This is a genomic window from Leptospira sanjuanensis (assembly GCF_022267375.1).
Taxonomy (GTDB): domain Bacteria; phylum Spirochaetota; class Leptospiria; order Leptospirales; family Leptospiraceae; genus Leptospira; species Leptospira sanjuanensis.
In genome coordinates, this window is record NZ_JAIZBH010000001.1 from 3,721,625 (window position 1) to 3,747,570 (window position 25,946).

The 25,946-nt window shown below is 44.3% G+C and carries 23 protein-coding genes; 7 read left to right on the forward strand and 16 right to left on the reverse strand.

Annotation, left to right across the window (positions count from 1 at the left end):
* Position 1 precedes the first annotated feature (1 nt).
* Together LFX17_RS16830 and LFX17_RS16835 are read right to left on the reverse strand one after the other, a co-directional pair.
* The gene (locus LFX17_RS16830; RefSeq protein WP_238747417.1) at positions 2-2,134 is read right to left on the reverse strand and encodes a hypothetical protein; all 2,133 of its coding nucleotides are present in this window, start codon (positions 2,132-2,134) and stop codon (positions 2-4) included.
* The gene (locus LFX17_RS16835; RefSeq protein WP_238731264.1) at positions 2,131-3,063 is read right to left on the reverse strand and encodes a hypothetical protein; all 933 of its coding nucleotides are present in this window, start codon (positions 3,061-3,063) and stop codon (positions 2,131-2,133) included. The genes LFX17_RS16830 and LFX17_RS16835 overlap by 4 nt, the downstream gene beginning before the upstream one ends.
* Positions 3,064-3,126: 63 nt before the next feature.
* On the opposite strand from LFX17_RS16835, the gene LFX17_RS16840 reads away from it, so the two are divergent.
* Together LFX17_RS16840 and LFX17_RS21075 are read left to right on the forward strand one after the other, a co-directional pair.
* Positions 3,127-4,095, forward strand: coding sequence for a metalloenzyme (locus LFX17_RS16840; RefSeq protein ID WP_238747418.1), 969 nt, complete (start codon positions 3,127-3,129; stop codon positions 4,093-4,095).
* Between the two features lie 225 nt (positions 4,096-4,320).
* On the forward strand, positions 4,321-4,560 hold the full coding sequence (locus LFX17_RS21075; protein ID WP_406600712.1) for a YceK/YidQ family lipoprotein: 240 nt from the start codon (positions 4,321-4,323) through the stop codon (positions 4,558-4,560).
* Between the two features lie 138 nt (positions 4,561-4,698).
* Here LFX17_RS21075 and LFX17_RS16845 read toward each other — a convergent pair whose 3' ends face one another.
* Together LFX17_RS16845 and LFX17_RS16850 are read right to left on the reverse strand one after the other, a co-directional pair.
* Entirely contained in the window at positions 4,699-5,835 is a 1,137-nt protein-coding gene (locus LFX17_RS16845; RefSeq protein ID WP_238731266.1) for a tetratricopeptide repeat protein, read from the reverse strand.
* On the reverse strand, positions 5,832-7,388 hold the full coding sequence (locus LFX17_RS16850) for a hypothetical protein (protein WP_238731267.1): 1,557 nt from the start codon (positions 7,386-7,388) through the stop codon (positions 5,832-5,834). Before LFX17_RS16850 ends, LFX17_RS16845 begins: the two co-directional genes overlap by 4 nt.
* Before the next feature lie 109 nt (positions 7,389-7,497).
* Between LFX17_RS16850 and LFX17_RS16855 the strand changes: the two genes are divergently transcribed.
* A complete protein-coding gene (locus tag LFX17_RS16855; protein WP_238747419.1) occupies positions 7,498-8,160 on the forward strand; it encodes a class I SAM-dependent methyltransferase in 663 nt (220 codons plus the stop codon).
* Here LFX17_RS16855 and LFX17_RS16860 read toward each other — a convergent pair.
* Positions 8,155-9,459, reverse strand: a complete 1,305-nt coding sequence (locus LFX17_RS16860) for a sugar transferase (protein WP_406600687.1) — start codon at positions 9,457-9,459, stop codon at positions 8,155-8,157. The genes LFX17_RS16855 and LFX17_RS16860 overlap by 6 nt on opposite strands.
* A gap of 114 nt (positions 9,460-9,573) precedes the next feature.
* Between LFX17_RS16860 and LFX17_RS16865 the strand changes: the two genes are divergently transcribed.
* Both LFX17_RS16865 and LFX17_RS16870 read left to right on the forward strand, forming a co-directional pair.
* Complete coding sequence (locus LFX17_RS16865; RefSeq protein ID WP_238731270.1) at positions 9,574-10,323, forward strand: response regulator transcription factor; 750 nt, start codon at positions 9,574-9,576, stop codon at positions 10,321-10,323.
* On the forward strand, positions 10,320-12,422 hold the full coding sequence (locus LFX17_RS16870; protein ID WP_238747829.1) for an ATP-binding protein: 2,103 nt from the start codon (positions 10,320-10,322) through the stop codon (positions 12,420-12,422). The genes LFX17_RS16865 and LFX17_RS16870 overlap by 4 nt, the downstream gene beginning before the upstream one ends.
* Positions 12,423-12,528: 106 nt before the next feature.
* Here LFX17_RS16870 and mtaB read toward each other — a convergent pair whose 3' ends face one another.
* The 7 genes from mtaB to LFX17_RS16905 form a co-directional block, all read right to left on the reverse strand.
* Complete coding sequence (gene mtaB, locus LFX17_RS16875; protein ID WP_238747421.1) at positions 12,529-13,842, reverse strand: tRNA (N(6)-L-threonylcarbamoyladenosine(37)-C(2))-methylthiotransferase MtaB; 1,314 nt, start codon at positions 13,840-13,842, stop codon at positions 12,529-12,531.
* Entirely contained in the window at positions 13,823-14,608 is a 786-nt protein-coding gene (locus tag LFX17_RS16880; protein ID WP_319937427.1) for a tetratricopeptide repeat protein, read from the reverse strand. The genes mtaB and LFX17_RS16880 overlap by 20 nt, the downstream gene beginning before the upstream one ends.
* Before the next feature lie 32 nt (positions 14,609-14,640).
* A complete protein-coding gene (locus LFX17_RS16885) occupies positions 14,641-15,066 on the reverse strand; it encodes a hypothetical protein (RefSeq protein WP_118954756.1) in 426 nt (141 codons plus the stop codon).
* A 2-nt stretch (positions 15,067-15,068) separates the two neighbouring features.
* A complete protein-coding gene (locus LFX17_RS16890) occupies positions 15,069-17,615 on the reverse strand; it encodes an ATP-dependent Clp protease ATP-binding subunit (protein ID WP_135570876.1) in 2,547 nt (848 codons plus the stop codon).
* Between the two features lie 136 nt (positions 17,616-17,751).
* A complete protein-coding gene (locus LFX17_RS16895; RefSeq protein ID WP_238731273.1) occupies positions 17,752-18,591 on the reverse strand; it encodes an ATP--guanido phosphotransferase in 840 nt (279 codons plus the stop codon).
* Between the two features lie 128 nt (positions 18,592-18,719).
* Complete coding sequence (locus tag LFX17_RS16900) at positions 18,720-19,397, reverse strand: ABC transporter ATP-binding protein (protein WP_118954754.1); 678 nt, start codon at positions 19,395-19,397, stop codon at positions 18,720-18,722.
* A 1-nt stretch (position 19,398) separates the two neighbouring features.
* Complete coding sequence (locus LFX17_RS16905; protein ID WP_238747422.1) at positions 19,399-20,772, reverse strand: ABC transporter permease; 1,374 nt, start codon at positions 20,770-20,772, stop codon at positions 19,399-19,401.
* 124 nt (positions 20,773-20,896) lie between these two features.
* On the opposite strand from LFX17_RS16905, the gene LFX17_RS16910 reads away from it, so the two are divergent.
* Together LFX17_RS16910 and LFX17_RS16915 are read left to right on the forward strand one after the other, a co-directional pair.
* Positions 20,897-21,916 carry a hypothetical protein gene (locus tag LFX17_RS16910; RefSeq protein WP_238747423.1) on the forward strand — a complete coding sequence of 340 codons (1,020 nt, stop codon included), beginning with the start codon at positions 20,897-20,899 and terminating at the stop codon, positions 21,914-21,916.
* A gap of 7 nt (positions 21,917-21,923) precedes the next feature.
* A complete protein-coding gene (locus LFX17_RS16915; protein ID WP_238731276.1) occupies positions 21,924-22,928 on the forward strand; it encodes an LIC_10230 family protein in 1,005 nt (334 codons plus the stop codon).
* 186 nt (positions 22,929-23,114) lie between these two features.
* On the opposite strand, the gene LFX17_RS16920 is transcribed toward LFX17_RS16915, so the two are convergent.
* The 4 genes from LFX17_RS16920 to LFX17_RS16935 form a co-directional block, all read right to left on the reverse strand.
* The gene (locus tag LFX17_RS16920; RefSeq protein ID WP_238731277.1) at positions 23,115-23,348 is read right to left on the reverse strand and encodes a hypothetical protein; all 234 of its coding nucleotides are present in this window, start codon (positions 23,346-23,348) and stop codon (positions 23,115-23,117) included.
* A 4-nt stretch (positions 23,349-23,352) separates the two neighbouring features.
* Complete coding sequence (locus tag LFX17_RS16925) at positions 23,353-24,219, reverse strand: toxin-antitoxin system YwqK family antitoxin (RefSeq protein ID WP_238731278.1); 867 nt, start codon at positions 24,217-24,219, stop codon at positions 23,353-23,355.
* 66 nt (positions 24,220-24,285) lie between these two features.
* Positions 24,286-25,146, reverse strand: coding sequence for a hypothetical protein (locus LFX17_RS16930; RefSeq protein ID WP_238747426.1), 861 nt, complete (start codon positions 25,144-25,146; stop codon positions 24,286-24,288).
* Entirely contained in the window at positions 25,139-25,915 is a 777-nt protein-coding gene (locus tag LFX17_RS16935) for a ParA family protein (RefSeq protein ID WP_238747428.1), read from the reverse strand. Before LFX17_RS16935 ends, LFX17_RS16930 begins: the two co-directional genes overlap by 8 nt.
* Positions 25,916-25,946: the final 31 nt, after the last annotated feature.

The following is a 25,946-nucleotide window of genomic DNA, read 5'->3' on the forward strand; positions in this document are numbered from 1 at the left end:
CTCAGAGATAAGTGAAGAGATTCTTACCGTTCTCGGGATAAACGTCCACGACAAAATCGTAATCGTTTCCGGTTTGATCCATCAAAGAACGAACCTGCTCTTCCAAATCTTTTCTCGTATATAAACCGAACGCGCCGACTCCCGTTCCAAAACACATGTCTTCCGGTCCGATGATTTCCGAAATCTGAGTCATCACTTTTCTACGCAGCGATTCGAGTTTCTTAAAATCCTTTCCGTGAAATTCCACTCGGAACGATTTCGTGATTCCTCGTTCACCGTCGGTGGCGATTCTCATAAGATGAATCCGAGAGGAAACTACGTCCCTCTTGTCGCGGAATAGTTCTCCCAATATCTTACGATCGTATTCTTCAAACGCGGGAACAACCGGTTCCAAAGAATGAAAGATCAAGTTTTCGATTTCCTGCGCGTTCTCTTCCGTCGGCGGGTCTTTAAAAAACAAAAAGAATCGGAACGGAATTCCGAAGTTTGACAACGGTATCGTAAGAATGGTGATGCAGGATTCCAAATCGATCGGATCGAACTTCTTTCGAAAAAAACGATCCGTCTTTCGTTCCTCGGTGATTCCGATCATGGAATACGTTCCCGATTCTTTTCCGATATATTGATCGTCGTAAAGAAAGATCATGTTCTCGGAGGTGCGGGTCTTGAGTCCGTAGGTTACGAAGGGGCTGTAACTTCCGTTGCGGCGGTCGTAGTAATGGATCGCAAAACCGGAAAGTTTCAAGGATGAAAACACGGACATATAGTATTTTAGAATAAATGAATATTCGGATTCCAATCCGTAGCCGAGTTCGTCCAATACTTCGAGAATTTTTCTTCGATCCCGGATCGGAAGCGAAGCAAGCCATTTCATATAGCCAGGTCCGAGTTCAAGATAATGAGTTCCACGCGCTTCTTCTTCCGATTTGTGCGCGGCTTGTCCGCCGTGAACAACGGTTTCGGCCGAGACGGAAGTTTTCGGTATTTCCTGAATCGGTTCGTTGACCTTGGAAATCAGACTTTGCAACTCCGAGTTGAAAATCTCCGAACGTTTCTTTTCGATTTCCGGCGGAATTACGGGATTGGCTTTGAATTTATCGGGATCGCGTAAAAAGGCGGGAGAAATATATCCTTCTCCCTTTAACTCGAACGGTAGCACGAAGATGGACGGTTCGTTTTCGCGTTTTACTTCCTTCAGATGGATCGGCTGACTTTTTAAATCGAAGTCGACTTCCTCCGAAGTCAAGGTTCGAATTTCTTCCACCTTGTCCTTTTCCGCAAGTTCCAAAGCTTTTTGTTTGGCGAGCTGAAGTCCGTTGACTCCTTTGGAAATCTGTCCTACGATTTCCTGAATCTCCTTCCCCTCGTGATCGGAAAATAGATCCTTCTTGATTCTTAAAATTCGAATCATCAAATCGATGAGAAAGAAAAGAGCGAGAAAGCCGGATAGGAATAAGAACGAAATCCCGTCGCTTCCCGGTTTTAAGATAAGAATTCCTTTGAGGAATCCGTACGAGTTTTCCGGTGTCGCATAATAATATCCGATAAACGGAACCGATCCGATTTGAATCCGATTCACCGCGCTTTTGGATCGGTTGATTCCTCCGATCAACAAGGAGGAAATCTGATCGCCGCTCAAACCTTGCACTTGTTTTCCCGGTTCGACGTATCCTCCGAATTTTAAATCGGGGATCAGAATCGATTCGGTTCCCGAAAAGGAAACGCGCAGTAAATCCTCTCTAAGCTGGGCGAGAATCAAACGTTTGTTTTCCACATCGGGAAGACAAAACACGAGCGAAGGTTTCAAAAAGAATAAACGGCTCGCGCCTTCCTTTAATGTTTCCGCAAGTAATTTCCCTTCCGCGTCCTTGCGTGCGGACAATTCGGATTCGGTGACGAATTTTAAACCCGAAACGATCGGAAATTCCAACTGAAGACTTTCCAAATCCGCGGGCGAATTCGCGTTACTGAGTCCCGATTCAAGTCTGTGAAATTCTTCGTTTAAATTCAGGAAGACGGAGTTGATTCTATCTTTGTAATATACTCCTTCCGGAAAATAAGGAACGAGCATGTAATAAAAAAAGCTGAGAATCGAAAGAATCAAAATCGAGATTCTGAGTTTGAGTCCGGTCATGGGGCCTCCCGTTTCAGAAGCAGTAAAATTCTTAGAAATACGTCCCTGACTCTGAGAATCTTTTCTTTCTGATCGAATTCCTTTTCGACGACGATGGAATGAACTAATGTGGAAGCGATGATTCCCAGTCCGCAAGTTCCCAACAAAAAGCATAGAAAGACGAGAATCTGAAACAACTGTTTCATGCGCGAACCCTTATCGTATGACAGAAAGACTACGTGGTTGGCGATCTTATTCTTTTCCCAAAGAGGGCGATCCTTCCATTCGGAAGGACGTTTATTAAATTCCGCTAATATTTCTTCCAAGTTGTCCGGATAATTCAAGGAACGGAGATCGTTCGAGCCGATCAAGGAATCGTTTCCGATTCTTCCGGATTCGAAAATCCAATAAACCTGTTTATCCCTTATATTAAACGGAAGTGAAAGTTGTCTGCCCAACGCAAAACCTTTCATCCAAAGAAACCATTCTCCGTCCTTGCTTCTGTAAATCGGAACTCCCGAGCTGTCGAAATTGATTTCGGACGGAAGAATTTTCAAATCTCCCAGTCTAAGATCTCCGTTGAAGATCTCCTTCGTTTCTTCGCTCGCGTAAACGATATGAAAGGAAGAATCGTAGATTTTGATCGATTTCAGTTCTAAATTTTTTTGAAGACTTTCCGCGAGTTCCTTCGCTTGCGCGGGAAGACGAAAATTTCTGATTCCGTATTCTATCTTGGAACCGGCTTCGAACAAAGGCGCTTTTTTCGCTTCGGTCCAAACTTTGAGAAACCTTTCCCGTTTTAGAAAACCCTCATTGCCCGCCGGATTTAGAGGAAACGCCATGGAGGCCTCTTTCCATTCTTCTATGAAAAAAGGGATGGAAAGGGGAATCAGCCCTAATAGAATCAGTGTTAGGGCTAAGACGATTTTTCTGTAAAGGTTGGACGTCACTGTTCTTAGTATCGGCCCTTTTGGTCTAACCTGAAAGAAGAAAACCGCGCGGAATTTTCTGATATGATCTTTTATATGTTCATCGACGGAATCGGGTTCGGACCCAATGATCCGGCAACCAACCCCTTTGCTCGATATGCAAAATCCTTCTTTTTACCCCTGGCGGATAAACCGATTCCGGAAGAATCCTCCGAAATTCTTAAGAATACCGTTTTTCTCAAGACGGACGCTTCCTTAGGAATCAAAGGCCTTCCTCAAAGCGCCACCGGTCAGACTTCCCTCTGGACCGGCATTAACGCGTGCAAAGTGCTACAAAGACATTTGAGCGGCTTTCCGACATTCACTCTTAAGAAGATCATCAGCAAATATTCCATCATACGCGTTTTAGACGAACACGGATTTAAGGCCGATCTTCTCAACTGTTATTCTCCCGCATTTGCGGAGCATATCAAAAAGAATCCTCGCCACGTTTCGGCTTCGACGTTGATTCAAATGGCGAGCGATCGCCCTTTAAAAACCATGGAAGACCTTAGAAACGGCAAAGGCCTTTACATGGACATAACTCACGAATACTTAAGGGAATTCTCGCAAGGTTTTTTGGAAGAATCCGACGACCTCTTTCGTGTTCGAAATCCTTTTGAAACCGGAAAATCGATCGTTCAAAATTGTAAAGAAGAAGATTATACCCTTTGTATCTATGAATTTTTTCTGACCGATAAGGTCGGACATAAGATGAACTGGGAAGCGGCTGAAAAATACATCGGAGAATTGGAATCTTTTTTAAAAGGTGTTACGGAAGCGTTGGATCCGAAATCGGACCAATTGATCGTAACTTCGGATCACGGAAACTTAGAGGATCTCACGGTGGACGTTCATACCGTCAACCAAGTCCCCACCATACTTTACGGGAAATACACTTCGACCTTAAAGGAAAAAATCAAAGCGATCGTGGATATTCCGATGGCGATCTACGATATTCTCGGAATCAAAATCGAACTCAAGGACGAAGAGTTTATCAAGACGGAATCATAATTTAAAATACAGCAGTTTATAACAAAATTTGAAAAAACTTCTACGTCCTTTATAATTTTGCGAATTATGAAAGTAAACGTGACAGCCATTATCTGGATTTTTTTAAGTTTCTTCTTTTTTCAAAGCTGTGCGACAACGTGGGGCTTATTCAACTCTTCGCGAACAACATACTATTGCCCTAAGTCTTATGATACAAGCATAGCGCCGAGTGAACGTTTTAGTCCAATGTATGTCGGTGTAAAGATTATTTTTGATTCGATTTGGAATAGGAAGTACAGCAAAATTCTATTAGTAGATCTTCCGTTAAGTTTTGCCTTAGATACGTTGTTATTGCCGATCACGTTGCCGATTACCGTATTTTTTTACTGGATGGATATCGACGGATCTATTGATAAACGTAGAGAACGACTTTGGAATGAATATAGACTTTCAACTACAAGTCAAGGTTGCCAGAAGCCGTTTTAGCTCCTATCCTACTGATATCAAACCAAAATATTTAGTAGAACTTACAACGTACAAAGAAGACAACAGTAAACTTTTGGTTTGAGGCTAATATTCTACTTCGTTCGCATCGAAGAAAAAGATTAGAATTTACGAATATTTTCAGTCGAATCGTTCCTGTTCCAAATCCTCTTTGCTCTTCGTCTTATCCGATTCCTTGTAGTGAAGATTGTCCTCGACTTGATCGAGAGATTCTTTTTTCCAAGCGCTCGCTTTTCTTCCAACGGGAGAATCCGGATATTTATCCGTTGCTTCCTGAAACAACGCCGCTGCTTTTTCATACTTTCCGTTTTTAAAATAGATCGTCCCTTTACGGAAGAGCGCGGTTTGATCCAAGGAACCGTCCTGGTTTCCGAGAACTCGATTCAAGAATTGAAGAGAAGAATCGGATTTACCGATGGCCTCGTAACTTTCGGCGATATAAAACAAAGCTTGTTCTTCCGCTTTCGGACTGACTCCCATTTCGAGAGCCTTTTTGAACGCATCGATCGCGCCGTAATATTGTTTGCGGACGTAAAGTTGTCTGGCCTTTTCCAAAATACCGCTTCTAAACTCGGAACTGACCTTTTCTTTTTCAGGATCAAAGTAGAATCCGGCCTGCGCATAATCGTCATATACGTCGTAGGCGGACCAATCCTTGCCCATTCTACGCAATGATTTTCCCCAACGAACACGGGCCTTTACGTTTTCAGGATCTTCCTGTAACGCGAGAACGTAATTTTTCCGGGAAAGATCGTAATTTCCCTTCTTCATATAATAGTCGGCGATGGCGGATAACGCATTGGAACGAAGTTTAGCGTCCGCCGATATTCGGAGCACCTCTTCGAGATGTCCCTTTCCTTCCTCGTCTCTGTTGAGCTGCAATAAAAGATTTCCCATCGAATAAGCGACTTTTGAACGCTCGTCTCTTCCCAATCCTTCTTTCTGATTGAGTTCGCGATAAATTCCGAGTGCGAGAAGGCTGTCTTGGTTTCTTTCCAAGGCCCTTCCCATATCGTATTTCACGCGAAAGGAATGTTCTTCCGGAATTTCTCTCGCGGAAAGTTCGGAGAAAATATCCACCGCTTTTTCGGCCGCCTTCGCGTTCGTTTGTTTGAGATATTCCTCGCCTTCTTTGATTCTTTCGAGAACGTTCTTCCGTTTGGAGTCCTCGTCCTGAACCGTTGTTTGATAGACGCCCGTTAAAAGACCGGCGCAGATGAATAAGAATCCAGTAATTAATATGATGGAGCGGTTCATGGATTTCCTCCGGAGATCCGAGACAGACAACGTTTCGACCAGAATTCCGAACGTTCTGCATTGTAAAATTTACTATCTTTATTGATGAAATACTTCAGAGCTTCTTTATATTTCCCTTGTTTGTAATGGGAGAGTCCAGTGAAAAACTTCGCCTTTCCTCGTACGTCGGCGGAATTGCCGTTGCCCGTATACGGTTTCAATTCGTAAATCGCTTCCGAATATTCCTTTTTCCAGTAGGTTTTTCTTAAGATCTTATCCAGATCGTCGTCCGTACCGGAAAAGTCGTCCTCATCGTTTCGCTGATCACGCTGATGATCCTTGTTTTCATCCTGAACTTTTTGATCCTTATTGTTTTCGGAAGAATTATCGACGACCTCGTTCTTGTCTCCGTTGACCGCAACGAAGGATTCGTTTTCTACGAGATTGAATCCTTCCTTGTCCTGATGTTTAACGGTAACTCCGAAATAAATCTTGGAATCCAGTGATTTCATCTTAATCTGTGCGGCCGTGTCCGGGTGATTGACCTCGCCTAATTTCCGCACGTTACCGCCGAGAAAGGTCGCGGTTCCACCGCTCAAAGGTTTCAGCGCCTGATAAATCGTATAAACCGTGTTTTCATCCGCCTTTTCCGGGGCTTTCCATTCGAGTTTCACGTTGAGATCGTCCAAAGTCGCGGTCAGATCCGTGACGTGCATTTGATCTTCGGAATATTCAGGATTTGCAATATTCTCTCCGCTTCCGTTGTCCTTATTCGGACCGCCGATGTAAAAAAATCTCGTAAACGATTGTCCGTTCACTAAGGGAAGAATTTCCTTTGCGCCGGAGCGAACACTGACCCCATAGTAAATCGTCTTTGACTTGCTCAAGTCCTGATCCAGAAACGTGGATTCGGGATGACTCAACTCGGTCAGCTTCTCCGCTTTTCTCATCAAAGATAAGGAGGACATCGGTTCCGCGGAACGATAAACCGTATAAACAGTCGCGTTTGGAATCGCCTTCTCATACGGAGACCAATTCAAACGGAGATGTTTTCCCTCTTTTTTTACGGTAAGATCCGTGATTCTCGCGTCGTCCGGTAATTCGGGAGTTTTATTTTCCGTGCTCGGAGTTCCGGGAGTCAACGCGTGTTCGATGACGACGGGAATCGTAGTAAAGTTTCTTCCCGGAATCAGTTTGATCGTATTCTTTTTAACGTGATGCGCGAGAATCACCGCATAATAATACGTTCCCGGTTTGAGATTGTAATCGTAAATTTGCGTCACTCCGCCCGCGATCCCGCTCGGATATTTTCCGAGAGAATCGGCGACCATACATTTCTCCGCGGTATCGATCATGCTCGAAGAACGGGCCACGATGATTTCGCCGGTTTCGCGGGGAGCTTCCCAGGAAATGCGGATGGAATTCTCATCCTTCTTTAAAATCTCGGCGTTGATCAGATTTGCGACGCTGTAATTTTCCACCTGATTCTGATTCAGTACGTTGTCTTGAGCCCCTACAAAGGACGTCAACGCGATGAACGATAAAATGAATAGAATCCGGGTACGACTTTTCATAAAAGGAATGTCTTGGTTATACTATCGACAGTCGAAACCTCGTTATTTAACACCAATTCGGATTTGACATCTGTAAAACGATCGATTAGACATAATCCAAGTAGGAATTATGGGCGATCTGGATTATTACGAAAACTCCGAGTATCAGCACTTTCTGATCTCCAGCAAACGCCGCGAGTTAACTCCTCCCGAAACGGTCTTCAAACATTTTAGCTTCAAAGATGTGAATCACTTAGTAGATTTTGGGATGGGACTCGGTTATTTTACCTTGGAACTGAAAAAACAACTTCCCAAAGACGCTTGGATTTGGGGGGGAGAATGCCAACAGGATCTGATCGACGAAGTTCTACATTGGAAGAATCGAGAGGAGATTACGAATTTTACTCCGTTCTTTATCGAAAAATCCGATCATCCTTTGCTTCCGGAATGGATTCCTACTCCCGATGCGGTTTTCGCGTCCTTGGTTTTATCGACGTTCCCCGATCCGGGCCTTGCGATGGACGGATTGATCCGATCGATGCGCCGAGGCGGTAAACTGATCGTCTTGGATTGGGTGAAGAACGAATATTCGATCGGTCCGAAAATCAACGATAAGATCTCTTTGGACAAGATGAAATTTTTGGCGGAGTTGTATCATCTCGACATCGTTAAGAACGTAAGAATTTCCGAATATGTTTACGGACTCGAAGTCGTTGCGGGCAAGGACTTCGAATACGGCTTTTACGATCTTAGAGAAGAAGAAGATACTCCGGAAGAATTCATCCGTTCATAAAGAAACGACCTTAAATCGAAAACCGTGATTTAACTTCAAACTCAGACCTTCAAGAATACAATCCTCGGTGCTTCTTGCGATCTCTTGAAACCTCAGAAACGTTTTCCAATTCGAAATTCCCAATACACGAAACGTTTTTCTGTGATCCAAAATCACCGTGATACAAGCGGCAAACGAAATCGTTCTCCACAGCCATCGGAACACGAATTTCGTAAAAAAGTTTCTGACTCTGATTCGGAAAAAATCGCTGTGAAATTTAAGATGTTTCTCTTCGTCCTTCACGATGCCGAGTAAAGCGGATTTGACGAAACCGTTCGGAATCTTATCCGCAAGCTTGTGATAAAAACAGATTCCCACCACTTCCGCAGCGAGAAGAACCATCAGCTTCAAACGGACACCGAGAAGTCTTCTTCCGAAATAAAATAGTCTTTCCGTCCAATTGGATTCTATCAATTCCCCTTTTAATGCGCGGATACATTCGCCTAGGATTCTTGCGTGTCTGCCTTCTTCCTTTACGAAAAGTTTCAGAGCTTCTCTGTAAAAATCGTCGATTCCGAAAAGAATGGTTTTATCGATTTCCTTCGCGATTCTCCCTTCGCCCGCTTCGCCTAACTGAAATATGGCGAGCGAGTATGCGATCGACCTCATTTCATTCGGACGAAGGTCCAACGTTTCCGAGTCGATTTTCGGAAGAGGACGGACTTCGTTTCCTTTAAAATGTTCCCTCCATTGTTTCCAGCGAACTCCTATCTTTCTGTCTTTTAAAGAGATTTTGAGTTTATTACGGATTCTTTGTTTACCGAACACGTTCATCGCGAACGTTACGAAAACGATTTTCACGTCGAGACCCGGAGTATTCGAATTCAGATAAGAACGATCAAAACGAAAGGAGACGCGCGCGCCCATTCCGGAATACAATTGGGAAAGCCCCGTGATACCGGGACGCATCGACCATCGAATGTCATAAAACGGACGATTCCATCCGAGACGATTCACGTCGAACTTTGTCAAAGGTCTCGGACCAACCACGCTCATATCCCCGATCAAAACGTTCCAAATCTGCGGAAGTTCGTCGATACCGGTTCTTCTCAGCCAATAACCGAGGCTCGTAACTTCTCCGTCTTTCATCGTTCTGAATTTTAGAATTCGAAACGGTCTTTTCAAAAGGCCGAGTCTTTCCTGACAAAAGAAAATCGGACGACCGTCTGCGAGGAGGATCAACAAAGCGACTCCGACTATAACGGGAGAAAAGATCGCCAATGCGATCGCGGATAAAACTATTTCGATGATTCGTTTCATGGGAAAGAATCTAACAGAATTCCGTGCGTCATTCATCCTCTCGAGTGCGGATTCTTACGCACTCAAGTGCTTGACAGTGACGGTTGTAAGAACTTAAAATCGGGTCGTTCGTGTATGAAAGACAAACCTTTGAATCTGCTGATCGTGGAAGACAACGAAAAACTGAGAAAGTCCCTCGTAACGGGCCTGAACGAATCCGGTAAGTTCGCCGTTCTCCACGATTGCGGAACCGGAGAAGAAGCCATCGAATTTTCCCTAAAAAAAGAATACGATGTCTGTCTCATGGATGTCCGATTAGCGGGAACATTAAACGGAATCGAAACGATCGTTGCGATCCGCAAAGAATTTCCGAGAAAACCCGTCGTCATCTATTCCATACAGGACAGCGACGAATATTTCCGTACCTTCCGCAAGGCCGGAATTCTCAGTCATTATGCATATGTCAGAAAATCGAATTATCTTTTGCCCCAGATGATCGTTCCTTTACTCGAACTTGCATACGACGGTAAAAGTTTTATCGATCCCGAAATCGAATCCAGAATCGTAGAAGTAAAAAATCAGGATGAGAATTCTCCGATGGCGATCCTTGAACCGAACGAAAGAATCGTAGCAAAGATGTTAGCCGAAGGTCAAAGCAACGAACAGATCGCCGCTCGGCTTGGGTTTAAAGACAAAAGAACGATCAGCCGAATCAACGGACAAATTTACGCAGCTTGGGATTTAAACGAATCGAACGCGGACGAAAAAGTCGCTCGAACCAGAGCGGCGCTGATCGTACGAGAAAATCGATTTCTTCAATGGGAAGAAGACGGAAGCGCCTATTACAAAAACGGAACCGAATGGGTTCGTTGGGAACTCGCTTGAATCCGAATCAGGAAATTTTTATCTGTTCCGTTTTTCTTTTTTTGTCCTCGATTCTTTTTTGGCTCGCTTCGACGACGTTCGTCAACTTGGAACGAAGAGACAGATCGGCAACGTTTACCATCGTCATTCTATTATCCGTATCGGCCTTGTTCGGATTTTTTTCCTGGATCGGAGAATCGGGTCTGATCCGAGTTTCCAATTACTCCGCGGTTTATTTTTTTCCTGGAATCTTCGGTTTGATTCTGATTCCGTTCGGATGGTTTTTTATAGTCGTTTGGTTTCTCGGTTTTTTGCGGGAAAAACGGATCTACAGAATTTTCTTTTGGCTTTTGTTAAGCGCACAGGCGTTTGCCGTCGTTTTCTTTTATTCTTGGAGCCGCAAATTTTCCGCGAACGTATCTCTATTCCATTTTTGGAATGTAGTTCCGTTTGCGTTTCGACTTTCCTATCTCGTTTATATTCTGTTCTGCATCGTAGTCCCGATCTTCGCCTTATTTTCGTTTCGAATTACAAAACGGATTCTTCCCGAATTCGCCAGAAACAAAGCCGTTCCGTATCTCAAAGCAGTATCCCTTTTGCTCTTCGGAGTTTCAGTTCTCGTATTTTTCCTTTTTTTAGGGGGCGGGATCGGAATCATTCGAGATCCCGTTTCTCGATCCGATAACGACCCGAGATCGTTTTACGGTTTTTTAATCGGAATTCAACTTCTTGTAACGATCGCAATTTTGATTTTAGGACAGGCTTTGATCTCGTACGAAATTTTTACCGGGAGAATTCTTCCCAAGATCAGTCTACGCCAAGAATGGAGAAACGCAAATTTCGGTTTTTTCATCTTGGCTCTTTTTTACTTCGTAGCTGCTACATTCCATTTCACTAAAATAGAACTGTTCCTAACCGGTTCCTACGTTTATTGCGCGGCAAGAACGTTTCTTCTGAAAAAAACCAAGGACTTGCGATTGGAAAATAGTTCCGTCTTGAGTTCCATTATAAAAACGGAGGAAATCAAGGACGACGACCTTCTTGAAAACTCGAAAAATCTAAAGGAAAAATTCCAAAAATCCTTCAACCTTCTTTGTTCGGAAATTCTCGAAACCTCCTCCGCTTTGTTTATCAACGAAAGCAGAATTCCGTTTATAGCGGATATGATTCTCCGTTATCCAAGCGCGGGCGCAGCCGAAGGATACGAAAACCCGAAAGGCGCGGATGTAGACGTAAATACATTCAAAAATTTGAATTTGATTTTTGAAAAGGACGGCCTCGCCTATCTGGAACGGGAAAATCATTCGGACTTTGCGCTTTGTATCAAGGTGGAAAACGATCATTCGGGAGACGGTCTTTTATTTTTGGGTCAAAAAAGAGACGGGGGTTTATACGCGGAAGAGGAAATCGAAACCGCAAAAGCCGCCGTGGCTTGGATTTTATCCTCGCTTTTTACCGAAAGCAACTCGCTTGTTTTAAGTTCCTTGCAGCGAAAACACATGGAAGAACAGAGAATCTCGGATTACAAAACGAGACAAATTCTTCACGACGAAATTCTTCCCGAAATTCATTCTTCGATTCTTATTCTTTCACACATGAAAAACGAAAGCGAGGTCTCCGAACAAATCCGATTGTTGACCGATCTGCACAAACGAGTTTCCAGTTTTTTAAGAGAACTTCCCGATACGAGTTTGGAAATCGAAAGACTCGGCTTGATCGAAGCATTGATCCGAAGAATCGGTTCCGAATTCGAAGCCGCTTGGTTTGATTGGAAATATGCGCCCGAACTCAAAGATCGATTTCCGATTTCCAAACCGGAAGCCTTGGAAATTCTTTTTTACGCTTGTAGAGAATCGATTCGAAACGCAGTGAAATATTCGGGCGAATCTACGGATAAAAAAATTTCCGTCGCATTCTTAAAGAACGCAGAAAGTAAAAATGGAATTCTAATCCGAATCAAAAATAGGATCGACACAAGCGGAACGCAATTTTTGGAATCGGCGGGACAAGGACTTAGAATTCATAGCGCCTTGCTGAAAATTTTCGGCGGCTATCTTACATTAGAATTTTTAAATGGAGACGAAGCTTTTGTGGAAATTTTTCTTCCAGAAGAGAAATGAAGGAGTTCCTACATCGATCCCGATCGTATTCGTTCACGACGCAATTTTACCAAAAGGATAAATTTTAGAAATATTTTCCGAGGAAAAAAAGAAAAGAATTGAATGTTTATTTAGAAACCTTACCGGCGAATGTTCCTTCTTTGTCCGCCTCTGGTTCGTATTGCAGAAGTTCCACGTTCAAGAATTGGCCGACTTGGAGAGGTTTCAGTTCCGTTTCGCTCAGTTTCACTTTGAGATAATTGTCCGTAACCGCGACGCCGCCTTGTTCCAGAATCGCTTCTCTGATTTTTCCGACTTCGGCGATCGCGTATTTTTGATGAAGTTCTCTCGAAAGCGAGTTTAACGCGTGAACCCTTTCTTTCTTCGTTTCTTTGCTTACGGAATCGTGAAACGTTTCGGCCAACGTATTTCTTCTTACGGAAAAAGGAAACGCATGAATTTTAGCAAATCCGAGATCACGAACCATCCTAACGCTTTCTTGAAACATTTCTTCGGTTTCTCCGGGAAAACCGACGATCACATCGGTTCCCAAAAACAAACCCGGAACCTTTTCCTTCGCGGTTTCCACGCGTTTGCGGAACGTTTCCGCAGTATAAGTGCGTTTCATTCGTTTGAGAATTTCGGCGCTTCCGCTTTGAAGAGGAATATGCAAAAACGGAGTAAAACGCGGATGACTCATCAGTTCCGCGAGTTCGTTTCCTACGTCCGGAGGTTCGATCGAAGAAATTCGAATTCTTGAATATTCTAAAATGTTTAAGATGTCTCCGAGGATTTTATTGAAGGCCTTTTTGTTTTCTCCGTCGCGAAACCAGCCTAAATTGACCCCGGTTAGAACGATTTCTCCGACTCCGTTGTCCTGTAAAAAACGGACTTGATCCAAAACGTCCTGATACTTTCTGCTAACCCCAAGACCGCGCGCCTGAGGAATTTTACAATAGGAACATTTACGATTGCATCCGTCTTGGATTTTCAAGTAAGCGCGCGTATGTCCGTTCGGTAAAACGTCCGAATAGGAAAATCGATCGTAAGAAACTCGAATCAATTCTTCCGAATCGATCAAACCTTTCCTCTCTAAAATCATCGCCGGAAGTTTGGATTTTTCCGTGTTGCCGACTACACCCGCAACTCCGGGAATCGCTTCGATGGAATCCCGATCGGTTTCGGCATAACAACCCGTGACCCAGATTTGAGAACCCGGAAACTTTTTGATCGCGTTGCGAATCGTATTTCGATTTCTAGAATCGGCCTTATTCGTTACGGTGCAAGTATTGATGATGACGACTTCCGGATGTTCTTCCGCTTCGGCGGAACGATATCCGTGTTTGGTCAAAGACGCGAACAAACCGTCCGACTCGAAAAAATTAAGACGACAGCCGAGAGTGTTGAATAGAACCGTTTGTTCAGCTATTGGAGAGAGCATTGAGTTTGACTTCGATTCTTTTTAAATTATCTTTGAAGTGAGAATTTTCAGGTTCTAATTTGAGCGCCGATTCGATCTGTTCCTTTGCGGAGTTCAGATAATTCTTCGCATTGGAATATTTGCCCTTTTTATTTTCCTGATTGGAAGCCTTCTCATAAACAAGCGCGAGATTGTTCAATACGTTCGCGTTGTTTGGAACGAGTGAGTTCGCCCACTTCAAACTCACTTCCGCTTTTTCGATGCTTCCGAGATAATAATAGATCTGCCCTTCCAACACGAGAGGACGATAGTCGTTCGAATCTTCCGCCTTCAACTTTTCTGTAATGCTGAGAGCGTCTCTCGCCTTTCCGTTGTAAAGAAGCGCGGTTCCAAAAAGAAGGCGGATGTCCTTGTTGCGCGGATTAAGCTCGTAAGCGCGTGCGATGATTTGCAAACCGTCGTCTTCTCTTCCGTTGTTTAAAAGATATCTCGCGTAGTCCAGACTGACGGCCGCGTCTCCGGGTTTGATCGAAAGAGCTTCGGACCAGTGAGATGCGGCCGATTTGCTTCTTCCCAATGCAAAATGACAATGACCCGCCAAATAATGCGATTCGTAGGTACGTCCGCCTTTTTCATGCAGAACTCGAATGATTTCCAAAGACTTTTCGTAGTTCCGGCCTTCGAATTCTTTCAAAGCCTGGGAATACTCTTCTCCGGTTTGCGCGAATATCTGGGAGAAGTTCGCCGAAATCGCGAAACACAATACGAGAATTAAGGATCGAAACATACGCATCTGCATTACTGATACTCTCTAAAAATTTATGCGGTCATACTCATGGACTTTGCGTTGATGCAGTCGATAAGCGAATGAAACGGTTCCACCGGATCGATATAAACGATGATGCTCGGATACTTCTGCATAAGAAAGTGTTCGATCTGTTCTTCGGAAAGAACCGACTGATCTTCCATTTCAAGGACCGGAAGTCCGTCGCCGTTTCGGTAGATGGAATATTCTTCCTGGCCGAGAAAATCGGTCAAAAGCATGTATCCGGAGCCGTAATAAACCCCGCCCTGAAAGTAATACTTGTAGAAGACCCGTACCTCGGGAAGAAATAAATCGGGATGGAAAACGCAGAGGGAAATTTTCTCGATCCCTGCAATGGTTCTGATTTTCCTAAGGTGAAACCAAATCTTCCGAATGAGAAGATAGGAAATCAGAATCAATACAGGGATGAGTATAGGCATCCTTACACTAAGGCAATCTCTTCCGACCTTTCAGGATTGCCGGAAGAATTGTCGTCTCCTCCGGCTTTAGCTGCCGGTTTGTAGTCCGTCCAAGCAGATTCAACGAAATCAAGTTTACCTTCTTTGAAATCGATTTCGATTTTAGTCGGTTCCTTGTAAGCCCCTTTGAGTGTTTGAACCGCCATGTGATCTTCGAGTTCTCTTTGGAAAACCCTACGCAACGGTCTCGCACCAAACTTCTCGTCGTAACCGATATCCATGATATGGTCTTTCGCGGACTGAGTAATGGAAACCTCGATCGCTTTTTCACGGAAACGTTTGTTCGTGTCGATCACCATGATATCGATGATCGCCATGATGTTTTCTTTCGTGAGAGATCCGAAGTAGATCACTTCATCCACACGGTTCAAGAATTCAGGATTGAAGTATTTCTTCAACTGATCGCGAGTCTGATCGGACTTGTATTTCAGCGCTTCGTCCTTACGATCTTCGAATCCCAGTCTTCCTCCGGCTTGAATTTCCTTCGCGCCGATGTTGGAAGTCATAATGATGATCGTATCTCTGAAGTTTACTTTCCGACCTTTCGTATCTGTCAAGTTTCCTTCTTCCATGATCTGAAGGAGAATATTGAAAATGTCGTGGTGCGCTTTTTCAATCTCATCCAAAAGAATGATGGAGTACGGTCTTTTTCTGACGAACTCGGTCAATTGACCTCCGTCATCGTAACCTACGTAACCCGGAGGCGCTCCGATCAAACGGCTGACCGCATGCGGTTCCATATATTCGGACATATCCACACGAAGCATCGCATCGTCGTTTCCGAAGAGGAAGTTTGCAAGAGCTTTTGCGAGCTCGGTCTTACCGACTCCCGTTGGTCCCAAGAAGATGAAAGATCCGGTAGGGCGTCTTTCGCTCTTGAATCCCGTTCTCGCACGACGAACCGCTTTCGCGATTTTTTCGATCGCTTCTCCCTGACCGACGACGCGTTTTTTCAGTTCATCTTCCAAGCGGAGAAGTTTGTCGGATTCGGATTCTTCCATTTTTTCCAAAGGAATTCCGGTCCATAATGAGATCACGGAAAGAATATCGTCTTCCTCGATGTTGACCGCGAAGTCTTCCATCTTCTCTTGCCAAGAACGGATCTTTTCTTCCATAGCCTGTTTTTTCCGGTTCACTTCATCGCGAACTCCGGCGGCCTTTTCGTATTCTTGGGCGCGGACTAATTCTTCTTTTTTAGTCGCAAGAGATTTGATTTCCTCTTCTAGATCCTTGATTGTTTGAGGACGCGCGCAGTTCGCCAAACGCGCCTTCGCACCGGCCTCGTCGATGATATCGATCGCCTTATCAGGTAGATAACGATCGTTGATATATCTGTGAGAAAGTTTTACGGATTGTTCCAAAGCCTTATCGGAGTATCTCACTTTGTGGTGAGCTTCGTACGCTTTTTTCAAACCTTGGAGAATCTGAATCGCATCGTCCACGGAAGGTTCCGCGACTTTCACGACTTGGAATCTTCTTTCCAATGCGGAATCTTTTTCGATATACTTGCGGTATTCCGCGCTTGTGGTCGCGCCGATGCACTGAAGTTCTCCCCTTGCTAATGCAGGCTTGAGAATGTTCGCAGCATCCACCGCGCCTTCCGCGGCTCCGGCTCCGATCAAAGTGTGAAGTTCGTCGATAAAGATGATGATGTTCGTGGAGGAAGTGATTTCCTTCATGATCTTTTTCAGACGCTCTTCGAATTCTCCTCTGTATTTGGTTCCCGCGATCAAAGACGCAAGATCCAAAGAAAGAACTCTCTTTTCGAACAGCAGATCGGGAACGCTCTTCTCTACGATCGCAAGAGCGAGTCCTTCCACGATCGCGGTTTTACCGACTCCGGATTCTCCGACGAGAACCGGATTGTTCTTCGTTTTTCTGGAAAGAATTTGAATGACTCTTTGAATCTCGGTCGCTCTTCCCACAACCGGATCCAATTTCTTATCTCTCGCAAGCTGCGTAAGATCGCGTGCGAACTCGTCCAAGATCGGAGTTTTGGTTTTCTCCTGACGAGGCTGAGTTCCCTGCGGTCCCGATTGAGCCGCGGAGCTTACGCCTACGGAGCTCGTAGGAGGAGCGCCGAGCAAACGTAAGATTTCGCTCTTTATAACATTATAATTTACGCTAAAAGAATACAACGCGCCGCCCGCGATATTGTTGTTGTCTCTTAACAACGCGAGAAGGATATGTTCCGTCCCGACGTAATTGTGTTTGAGTCGTTTTGCTTCTTCTTTGGAAAGCTCGATAATTTTTTGATATCGATCCTGACCGCCGGCGACGTCCATGAGCAAGGCTCCGGAAGCTTCGCGCGTTCTTCGTTCCACCTCTTTACGAAGTTCGTTGAGGTTAATGTTCAGATTGTTCAGGATTTTGATAGCGACCGAATCTTCTTCTTTCAGAAGACCGAGCAGAATGTGTTCCGGCCCGATATAGTCGCTACCAAGACGCTTGGCCTCATCCTGAGCGATCTCGTTGATGACTCTTTTGGCTCTTTTAGTAAATTCCAGCATAACAGCGCCTTAGTTTTATTTGTAATGATTAGACTGAATTCGCTTCGAAATTCCCACCCGAGAGTGGAACTCTGCTTTTAATTTCAGTATCGGAACGTTTTCGAAAAAGGATCGGAAGTTCGAGTAAATTCCGGGCTTACAACGCCGGTTCCACCTGTAAGGCTAAATAATAAACTAATTTTAAAAAGGAATTTTTTTGAGAAAAAGTAAAATTTTTCAGATAAAAAACTGCGAATTCGGAAGAATTCTCAAGGTAAAACTCTAAAAAGCCGGGAACTTTGAACGAGGAAGAATTTCGATTTTTCCAAGACCGCATAGACAATTTCAAACTAATTTTCGTCCCTGATCCCGCGTTTGTCGGGCAGGAAGTGACATAACCGAAATCCGGATCGTAATCAAAAACTTTTTGATCTTCTAATTTTTTTAGGGGAGAAGTTTCGATTTGTCGGAATAATTCCGAAACCGTCGGGGCAAACGTTTCCCAACGAAGATGTTCTTCATCCCCGAAAAATAAAGTCCCTTCCCCCCAAGAAAGGCGGGTCGGTAATTCTTTCCCGTTGAGCAGAGCGGGATCGACTTCTAAGGTGTTCGAGAGGAACTCCCTTAGGATTTGGGTCGGAACTCCGGCGTTTTTGATTTTCGATAGACCTGGATCGGCGGCGGTCGGGTAGATTCTCCCCTGGAGATTGCGGCCGATTCTCAGTCGGTAGGTAAAGGGCGGAGCCATCCGGTCCAACTGAAGAATTTTTTGGGATTCCGAGAGGGATTCGAACCGAAGAAAATTCTCGAGTTCCGTTCCCTGTAAAAATCGCGAAGAAAGTTCAAAGTCCCGTTCTCTCAGATGCGCTTGGTATTCTTTTCGAAAGAGTTTGAGGCAATGGACACAACCGATCTTTCCACGTTCGTTCCAAATCGTTGAGTTAGTTCCGCAGTATAAACAGGTTTCGGAAGAAGACATAAGAATTGTCGGTTCCATTTTGAAAAAGGTCGGAACTACGGTGCAAGCCGATTCTATCTTAAACGATGTAAGAGTTCCCACAAAAACGGGATTTCACACTGACGCTTTGTCGGACCAAATAATAAAACGACAATTCAACCTTTACTTTAAGAAATCGGCTGCAGTTTCCCGCCCGCCATTTGGTTCCTTCTGTGAGCCAGCGACGCAAGTTCCATATCGTGTGTTACGATCACCATGGAAAAACGAAGCTCTTTCTGAAGTTCCAAAATCAAAGCCATCAAGTTCCGTGAATTTTCACGATCCAAGTTTCCCGTCGGTTCGTCCGCAAGCACGAGCTTCTTTCCTGCAACGAGCGCCCTCGCTACTCCGACCCTAGCACTTTCACCGCCCGAAAGCTGTGAAGGAAAGTTGTCGTGACGATCCTTGAGTCCAACGCGATCCAACATATCGATGGACAGTTGTCGCGCCTTTCCCGGTTGAACTCCGTTGATCAACAGAGGAATGCTGACATTCTCCAGAGCCGTAAAATCCGGAAGCAGAAGATGATGTTGAAAGATAAACGAAACTTTCTCCGCGCGAAACTTTTCCTTTCCGGTTTCGGAAATTTGATCGAGCGCGACTCCACAAACGTTCACTTCTCCGCTATCGGAGGAATCCATCGAACCTAAGATGTTCAACAGAGTCGACTTCCCGATTCCGGACTTTCCTTCCACGGAAACGATCTCTCCTTCTTCGACGTCGAGATCGAGATGATCGAGAATCTTAAATTCCTTATCGAGAATATGATAATTCTTTACTAGACTTCTTACTTTGATCAGACTCACGTTAGTCGTTCCTTATCGTATCAACAGGATTCAAACCGGCGGCCCAGCGCGCTGGGAAATAACCTGCGATTCCCGAAAGAATCGTGGCCGCCGTCGTCACCATAAAGATAAATGAAATATCGATATCGACCGGGATATGATCGAAGTAATACACGTCCTTCGGAACCAACTCCACGTTCGTCCATTCGGAATGATAAAAATAAAATCCCACCATGTTGATGAGTTCCGAAAGCCCGTTTACGATCGTTTCCAAATTGCCCGCGATAAAAATGCCGGAAACTCCTCCGACAAGAGAAGCAAGAACTCCCACGACCATCGCATTCAAAGTGAAGATCAAAAGGATTCCGGAGGAAGGCAACCCGAGAGCCTTCAAGACTCCGATCGACTTCCGTTTTGCCCGCACTAAACTGTAAACGCTCGCAACCATTCCCAACGCCGCGAGAATGATGAATAAGAAAACGATAATGGAGATGATCGTTTTTTCGAGTTTCAACGCGGTGAAGAAATTCTCCTGCTCTTCCGCGATCGTTCTTACGCTGAAAGATGCGGAATAACCGATCTCGTTTTCGAATTCCGGATCTCTGAACTCTTTTAAGATTTCGCGTTTGCAGTTTTGCAGATCGTCGAGCGACTTCACTTTGATCGCGATCTGATTCACAGAGTTCTTCAAGTTGAAGAATTTTTGCGCCACTGGAAGCGAAAGAAAAACGTAATGCGTATCGTAGTTATAATATCCGGTTTTAAAGAATCCAACGGTTCGAAACGTTTTGATCGAAACATCCACGCCTTTTCCGAGAGAAAATCTTCCGCCCGGTACAGCCATAGTGAGATTGGCGCCTAAGTCGAAATTATATAGACCGGCCATTTCTTTTCCGATCAGAACCTGATTGTCCGTGTTGTATCGTGCGATCTCTTCCCGATTGTGATGAACGATGCGCGGAAAGTTCGGAAGACGATTTCCGATTAACTCTTGAATGTTCTCAACGGGAAGAGCGCGCACCATAATCGGAATGAAAGAGTTACTATTCTGAATCAAACCGTGACTCGTGATGCTTCCACCGATGGAAACGATTCTGTCTTTGAGATAAGGATTCTTACTAAGCCATGCTACGATCTTTTCGTAGTTTTGAATATCACCGGAATCGAAATTGTTTTCAATCGTGATGTGAGGTCCGCCTTGCCATAGCGATTCTTTCACCTGTCTTTGAAAGCCGTTGAAGATCGATAAGACGACGATCAAAAGAGAAACACCGACCGTCATCACGATGAACGATAGTCTAGATTTTAAGGAGAGGAGACCTGCGACCCGGGACCCCCGAATATAACGGGAGGTTACCAGAAATATCAACGAACCCCGGAACAAATTTGACTTCATCAAAAAACTCTTAAAATTAGAAGGTGAAATCCTTCCTTAGTTTGACAATTCTCTGAATCCGAACCAGAATGTCAAAAATAAAGAAGAAAGTTTCCCAAACGGAGCCTTCTTAAGTTAAAAATACATGAGCTCCAATCAGGTTTACTCGTTTCAATTCATCTCTAGAGATCCTTCCTCATCCATTCATATTTTATTTACCAGCGTGATCGATATCCAACAAGCGAAGATGGATAAGATCGAAGTAGTGGCGGTCGGCCAATCCGAGAACATCGGCTCCGTTCAACTCTCCGTTTCCACTCACAAAGACGTCGTAAACGTTTGCCAAAAACTGAAATACGAAGGCAAGCAACTTAAGAATCTAACGAACAAGTTGCTGGAACTGTTTCAAGCGAACGGAAAGTCGGACGACTTTATGGAACAGTTGATGCATTACTTTAAGAGCAAGGATAACGATAAGATTTCCTATATCCTGAATCAAGTCATCAATCAAGCGGCCGGCAATTCCAAGCCGGACATTCAGATTTTTTACGTCATCGTCGACCGTTCCAAACTCGAAGAAGAAAATCAAAGCACCGGATTCGAAGATTCTTCCATCGAAGAAACGGACGAAGATCTTCCTTCCTTAGAAACTTCTTCTCCTGCGGAAATCAGCAGACCCGTCGAAACACCCGAACAGTTCATTCCGCCCGGTTCCCGTGTGATCCCGATGAAGTATGTTCTTTCCCCCGTTTCCGGAATTCAGATCAATACGTTGAAGCCCGGCGACAAAATCATGATCCAACTTTTAAAATCGGATACTTCTTCTCAAAGCATCATCGAAGCGATGAAACTCGAAACTCCCGAAGGACAAATTCGTCCTGTTCCGGGAACGGTCGTTTCCTCCAAGAACAACGGAGTTGAAAACGAAACCGTGGTTCAGATCGGTTCGGATATATTCGGAAAAATTTATGAAGAAGAGAATTCGATCAAGGTTCGTCCTTACACCGGTGAAAAACCGATCGCTGCGACTTCGGGTAAATCATCCTCCAGCAAAGGCTCTTCGCAAAGTTCTTCCTCGGAAGATTCGGGACTGTTGATTACGATCCTGATCGCTCTCGGAGTTTTGGGAATCGCAATGACCGCAATCTTCGTATTTCTTTTTTAACAAAACCATGAAAACAAAACTCGCTCAAATCATACCGTTTCTCATTTTATTTTTCTGCCTCGTGAATATCTCTTTCGAACCTGTCTTTTACGATCCGAGAGATATGGATTCCATGGAAGCCCTACTCGAAGGATCGGGAAGAGAACTCGAACCGCAATGGGGAATCGAACGAGGTTTGATCTCCAAGATCCGGCTCACTTCCAAGGTTTTGGAGGAATTGAACGAGAAAACGATTCCTACCGACGCTCAACTCGAAGCCACGGTGGATCGGATGAATCGGATTCTTCTCGGGCAGAAGATCATGCTCTTTATTTACGGATTTCTAATATTCTTATCAGTAACTTCCTTTTTGAGTCTCCACTATAAGGCTTGGTTTTACGTTTTTTTAAACCGAAGTCTGTATTTGATCTCCATTCTTCCGGTTTTGATGTCCATGCAGCATCCGATGAGAAGCATACCGCAGACCCCCGTGATCGGAGCGGTCTCTTCCTTGTTCTTGTTTTCTCTTTTCGTGCTTTTGATTTATATGATCTTTGCGATTTCCAAAGTCTACGGAGAAAAAGCGGATCGTTTCGGCGTTTTGAAAACGGCTCAAAACGGAGAAGAAGGAGAAATCCAATCGACTTCTTCCTCTAAAATTTCGTGGATTCCGATGTTCTTTCATTTTGCGGCGATCATGGCCGCGGGAATTCTTTTGGGAAATCTGATCTACATTCCGATTTTCCTTCTTCAAAAACATTATTCGTTCGAGTTCGGAATTCTTCTGATCGTGCTTCTCGTTTTTATGATGCTGTTTTACATCCGCAATTATTTCAGAATGGGAAAGAGCGACGAACTTACCCCGACCGGTAACGTTACTTTATCCGTAAGTTATCTTCAATTCCGCGTGATTCGAAACACGATCTTTATCACGTTCGCGATTTTGGGCGTAATTTTGTTTGTGGTTCTTTTGTTTTCGATCTTATCGATGAACACTTGGGTTCTCGATTTCGCTTCGAGCAGAGGATTGTGAGATTTTCCCGAACTTCAAACGAGCTTTCAAAACGTAAATGTTTCGAAGGCTCGTATCGCCACGGCAATTTTAAGAAACCTTAACATTTCCGTTTCGATAATTTTCTAAAAGTCGCCGATCCTTTTTCCGGAAGCGTCGTTTTTTCAAACTTATAACATTCGGTTCGGAATTGCTAATGAGATTTTTTTAACCGGCTGCCGGTTGCCTAAAATACAAATTCAAACACAATACGGCGATTAAGTGAACAACCGATAAAACGAGATAAAACCTCGAATTGAGCCGTTCTCGAAAGGTCTGAAACAAGCCGATATGAACTACAGCGAACGTGGAAAGTAAAATCCAGAGGTTAAAAACGGTCAGCGAAAAATAAACGCTGAGATAAACGATTAAAAGAAAGAAGATTCCGAAGATCGTCTTCACGATTTTATTTTTTTACGGAAGTCAACGACTGACAAACTGTATTCGAACCTTTTTTGATTTCGCAGTTGATCGTTCCGTCGGGAAGATAAGTCGTTCTTGAAAGAAAACCGCCGGTATCGTCGAAAACTTCGATCGCTTCTGTTTTATGGGTCGGATAATAATAAAACCAGGTTCTTATTTTTCTGCCGTTTTTATAATAGCCCGTGTATTCGAGTTCGCCGTCCGGAAAGTATTTCTGCCAAAGATTATTTCGATAACCTTCCGAATAACTTCCTTTGAGTTCGACTTGTCCGTTCTCGTAGAATCTTTCGTAGAGACCGTCCTCGTTTCCTTCGTCCCCGCTCATCATCACTTCGGGTTTACGCGGACCCTTTCCGTAGTTCTGACGGATATACAAGTTGCCGCTGTCGAAGTTCCAAATCCATTCTCCTCTGCGAACCCCGTTTTCAAAATTCCCTTTCGCTAATATACGATCTTCGTATTTGGAATAGAAGCGGCAGAGTCCGTTTTCCAATCCGAGTTCGTTTACGGAGCAATCTTGATAAATCTTTCCGTTATCGTAGTAAATGCGTCTTCTTCCCGGCTCGGTAAGAACGTATGCGTTGAATTCTTTTTGAAACTTAGCGCCCGCGGGAATGTTTGCGGGAAGCGGTTCCTTTACGCACGCGCCGAACGATAAGACGATCGCGGTTAAAAGGAACAGATTTTTCCGAAACGAAAGACCGAAAAATTTTCGGGAAGAAACGGATTTAACGTTCAAGGCCGAAGCGAGTTTTACCGCAGAATCGAATTCTTGATTCGAAACGACAGCGAACTTCGTCTCGGGCTTGCGTTTTTGAATCGAAACGTTTTTCGAGATGGGGAAAATCATTTTTTCGCGGGAAAATTCGGATTCTAAATACATTCTATTTTTATAATATATAGATCGACTCAAAATTTAGTCGATGGTAAACTTCTTATTTACGAGCAATTCTCCGTCTTCGTCCCGGATTTCAACTTCGTAAGATCCCTGCTGATCGAAAAACGTATCGTCGTAGTAGGTCTGAAATTTTTCAAAACTCTTACGGAAGTCCTTTTCTTGAACGGAGAATTCTTCCTTTCCGCCGTCGGTGCGATAAATTGTTAAACGAACTCGTTTCGGAGTGGACCAGCCTTTTTTATAATAGATGAAGAAGTCTTGTCCATGAGAGAAATGATATTCTTTTTGAGAACTCATTCCGGAAACTTTTTCGGGAGTCATCTTATCGATGTCCATATAGATTTCGTGTTTCGCGGGCCAGAAAAACCAAACGGCGAGCGCCAGAAGAATCACCCCGGCAATCTTTAAAAATCGCGAGGAACCTTCTCTTTCGGAGGATTCCGGTCTTGTATAGTCTTCCAATCTCATGACACTGCTTATCCTGTGGAGGTGGTTCTTTTTGGGCAAATGTTTTTCCTCTCTTGCCTCGGAAGAGGATAAATTCCGAACGGGAGAATTCTCCCGTGGATCGGCCGCTGCGAAAGATTCGTCCGTTTTCGTTTCGGAGGAATCGGATTCTTTGTTATAAGATCGGTTTTGAGTTTGCTCGACGTGAGAAGTTTCGCTTCCGGAATAAACGAATTCTTTTTCGGAAGCCGCTTCTTCCGGAACGGATCGCGGACTTTCCGTTTGCGGCATTTGCGATTCGGCAACGGGAGAATTCTTCAGCGTCGATTCGGAAGAAGTCGAAGGATTCGGGGATTCGCTTGCAGATTCTCCGCCTAAGGTTTTGCGAACGTGCGCGCCCGCTGCTTGTTTTAATAAATCCTTTTTAGCCAAGGGCCAAAACCTCTTCCACAAAACCTTGATAGGATTTGGTCGCCTTTCCCTTCGGTTGATATTCGAAAAGAGTCTGCTTTAACATATGCGCCTCTTCCACGCTGACCGAAGGAGGAATTCTAGAGGAAAATAATTTCAAGTAAGGTTCGATCATCGGTTCGAGAGTTTGGGAAAGTGTCGTTCTCGGATTGAACATCGTCAACAACGCACCCAACACTTTTAAGGAAGGATTGAATCGTTTTACGGTATTCTTATGCGCTTCCAAGATCGCTTCGATTCCGTCCAAGGAAAACTTCGAAACCTGTAACGGAACAAGTAAGCCGGTGGAAGCGACAAACGCGTTGAGTGTTATCATGGAAAGACTAGGAGGACAATCGATGATCGCGTAATCGAATTCATCTTTGATCGTTTCCAACGAATCCCTAAGGTGAAAAAATCCGTCGATCTTTCCGGAAAGCATCACGTCCACTTCGGCAAGAGAAGAATGAGAAGGACCGATCTTGAGTCCGTCGATCCGAGTCGGCATCAAAACGTCGTTCGGATTTCCGCCGTCTCTAAAAATTCGATACAGACTTTTTTCTCTTCCATCGTCTGCATTGGAAGCGAGGGAATCCCCTTCGATAAAAACGGAAGTGGCGTTTCCCTGTGCATCCAGATCCAAAAGAACGACTCGTTCTCCCTTGAGCGCGAGGCCGAAAGCGAGATGAACCGCGGTCGTCGTTTTGCCGACTCCGCCTTTCTGGTTTGCTATACAGAGGATCTGTTTCATAAAAAATCCGTTGCCCGTAGATTCCGCTTTC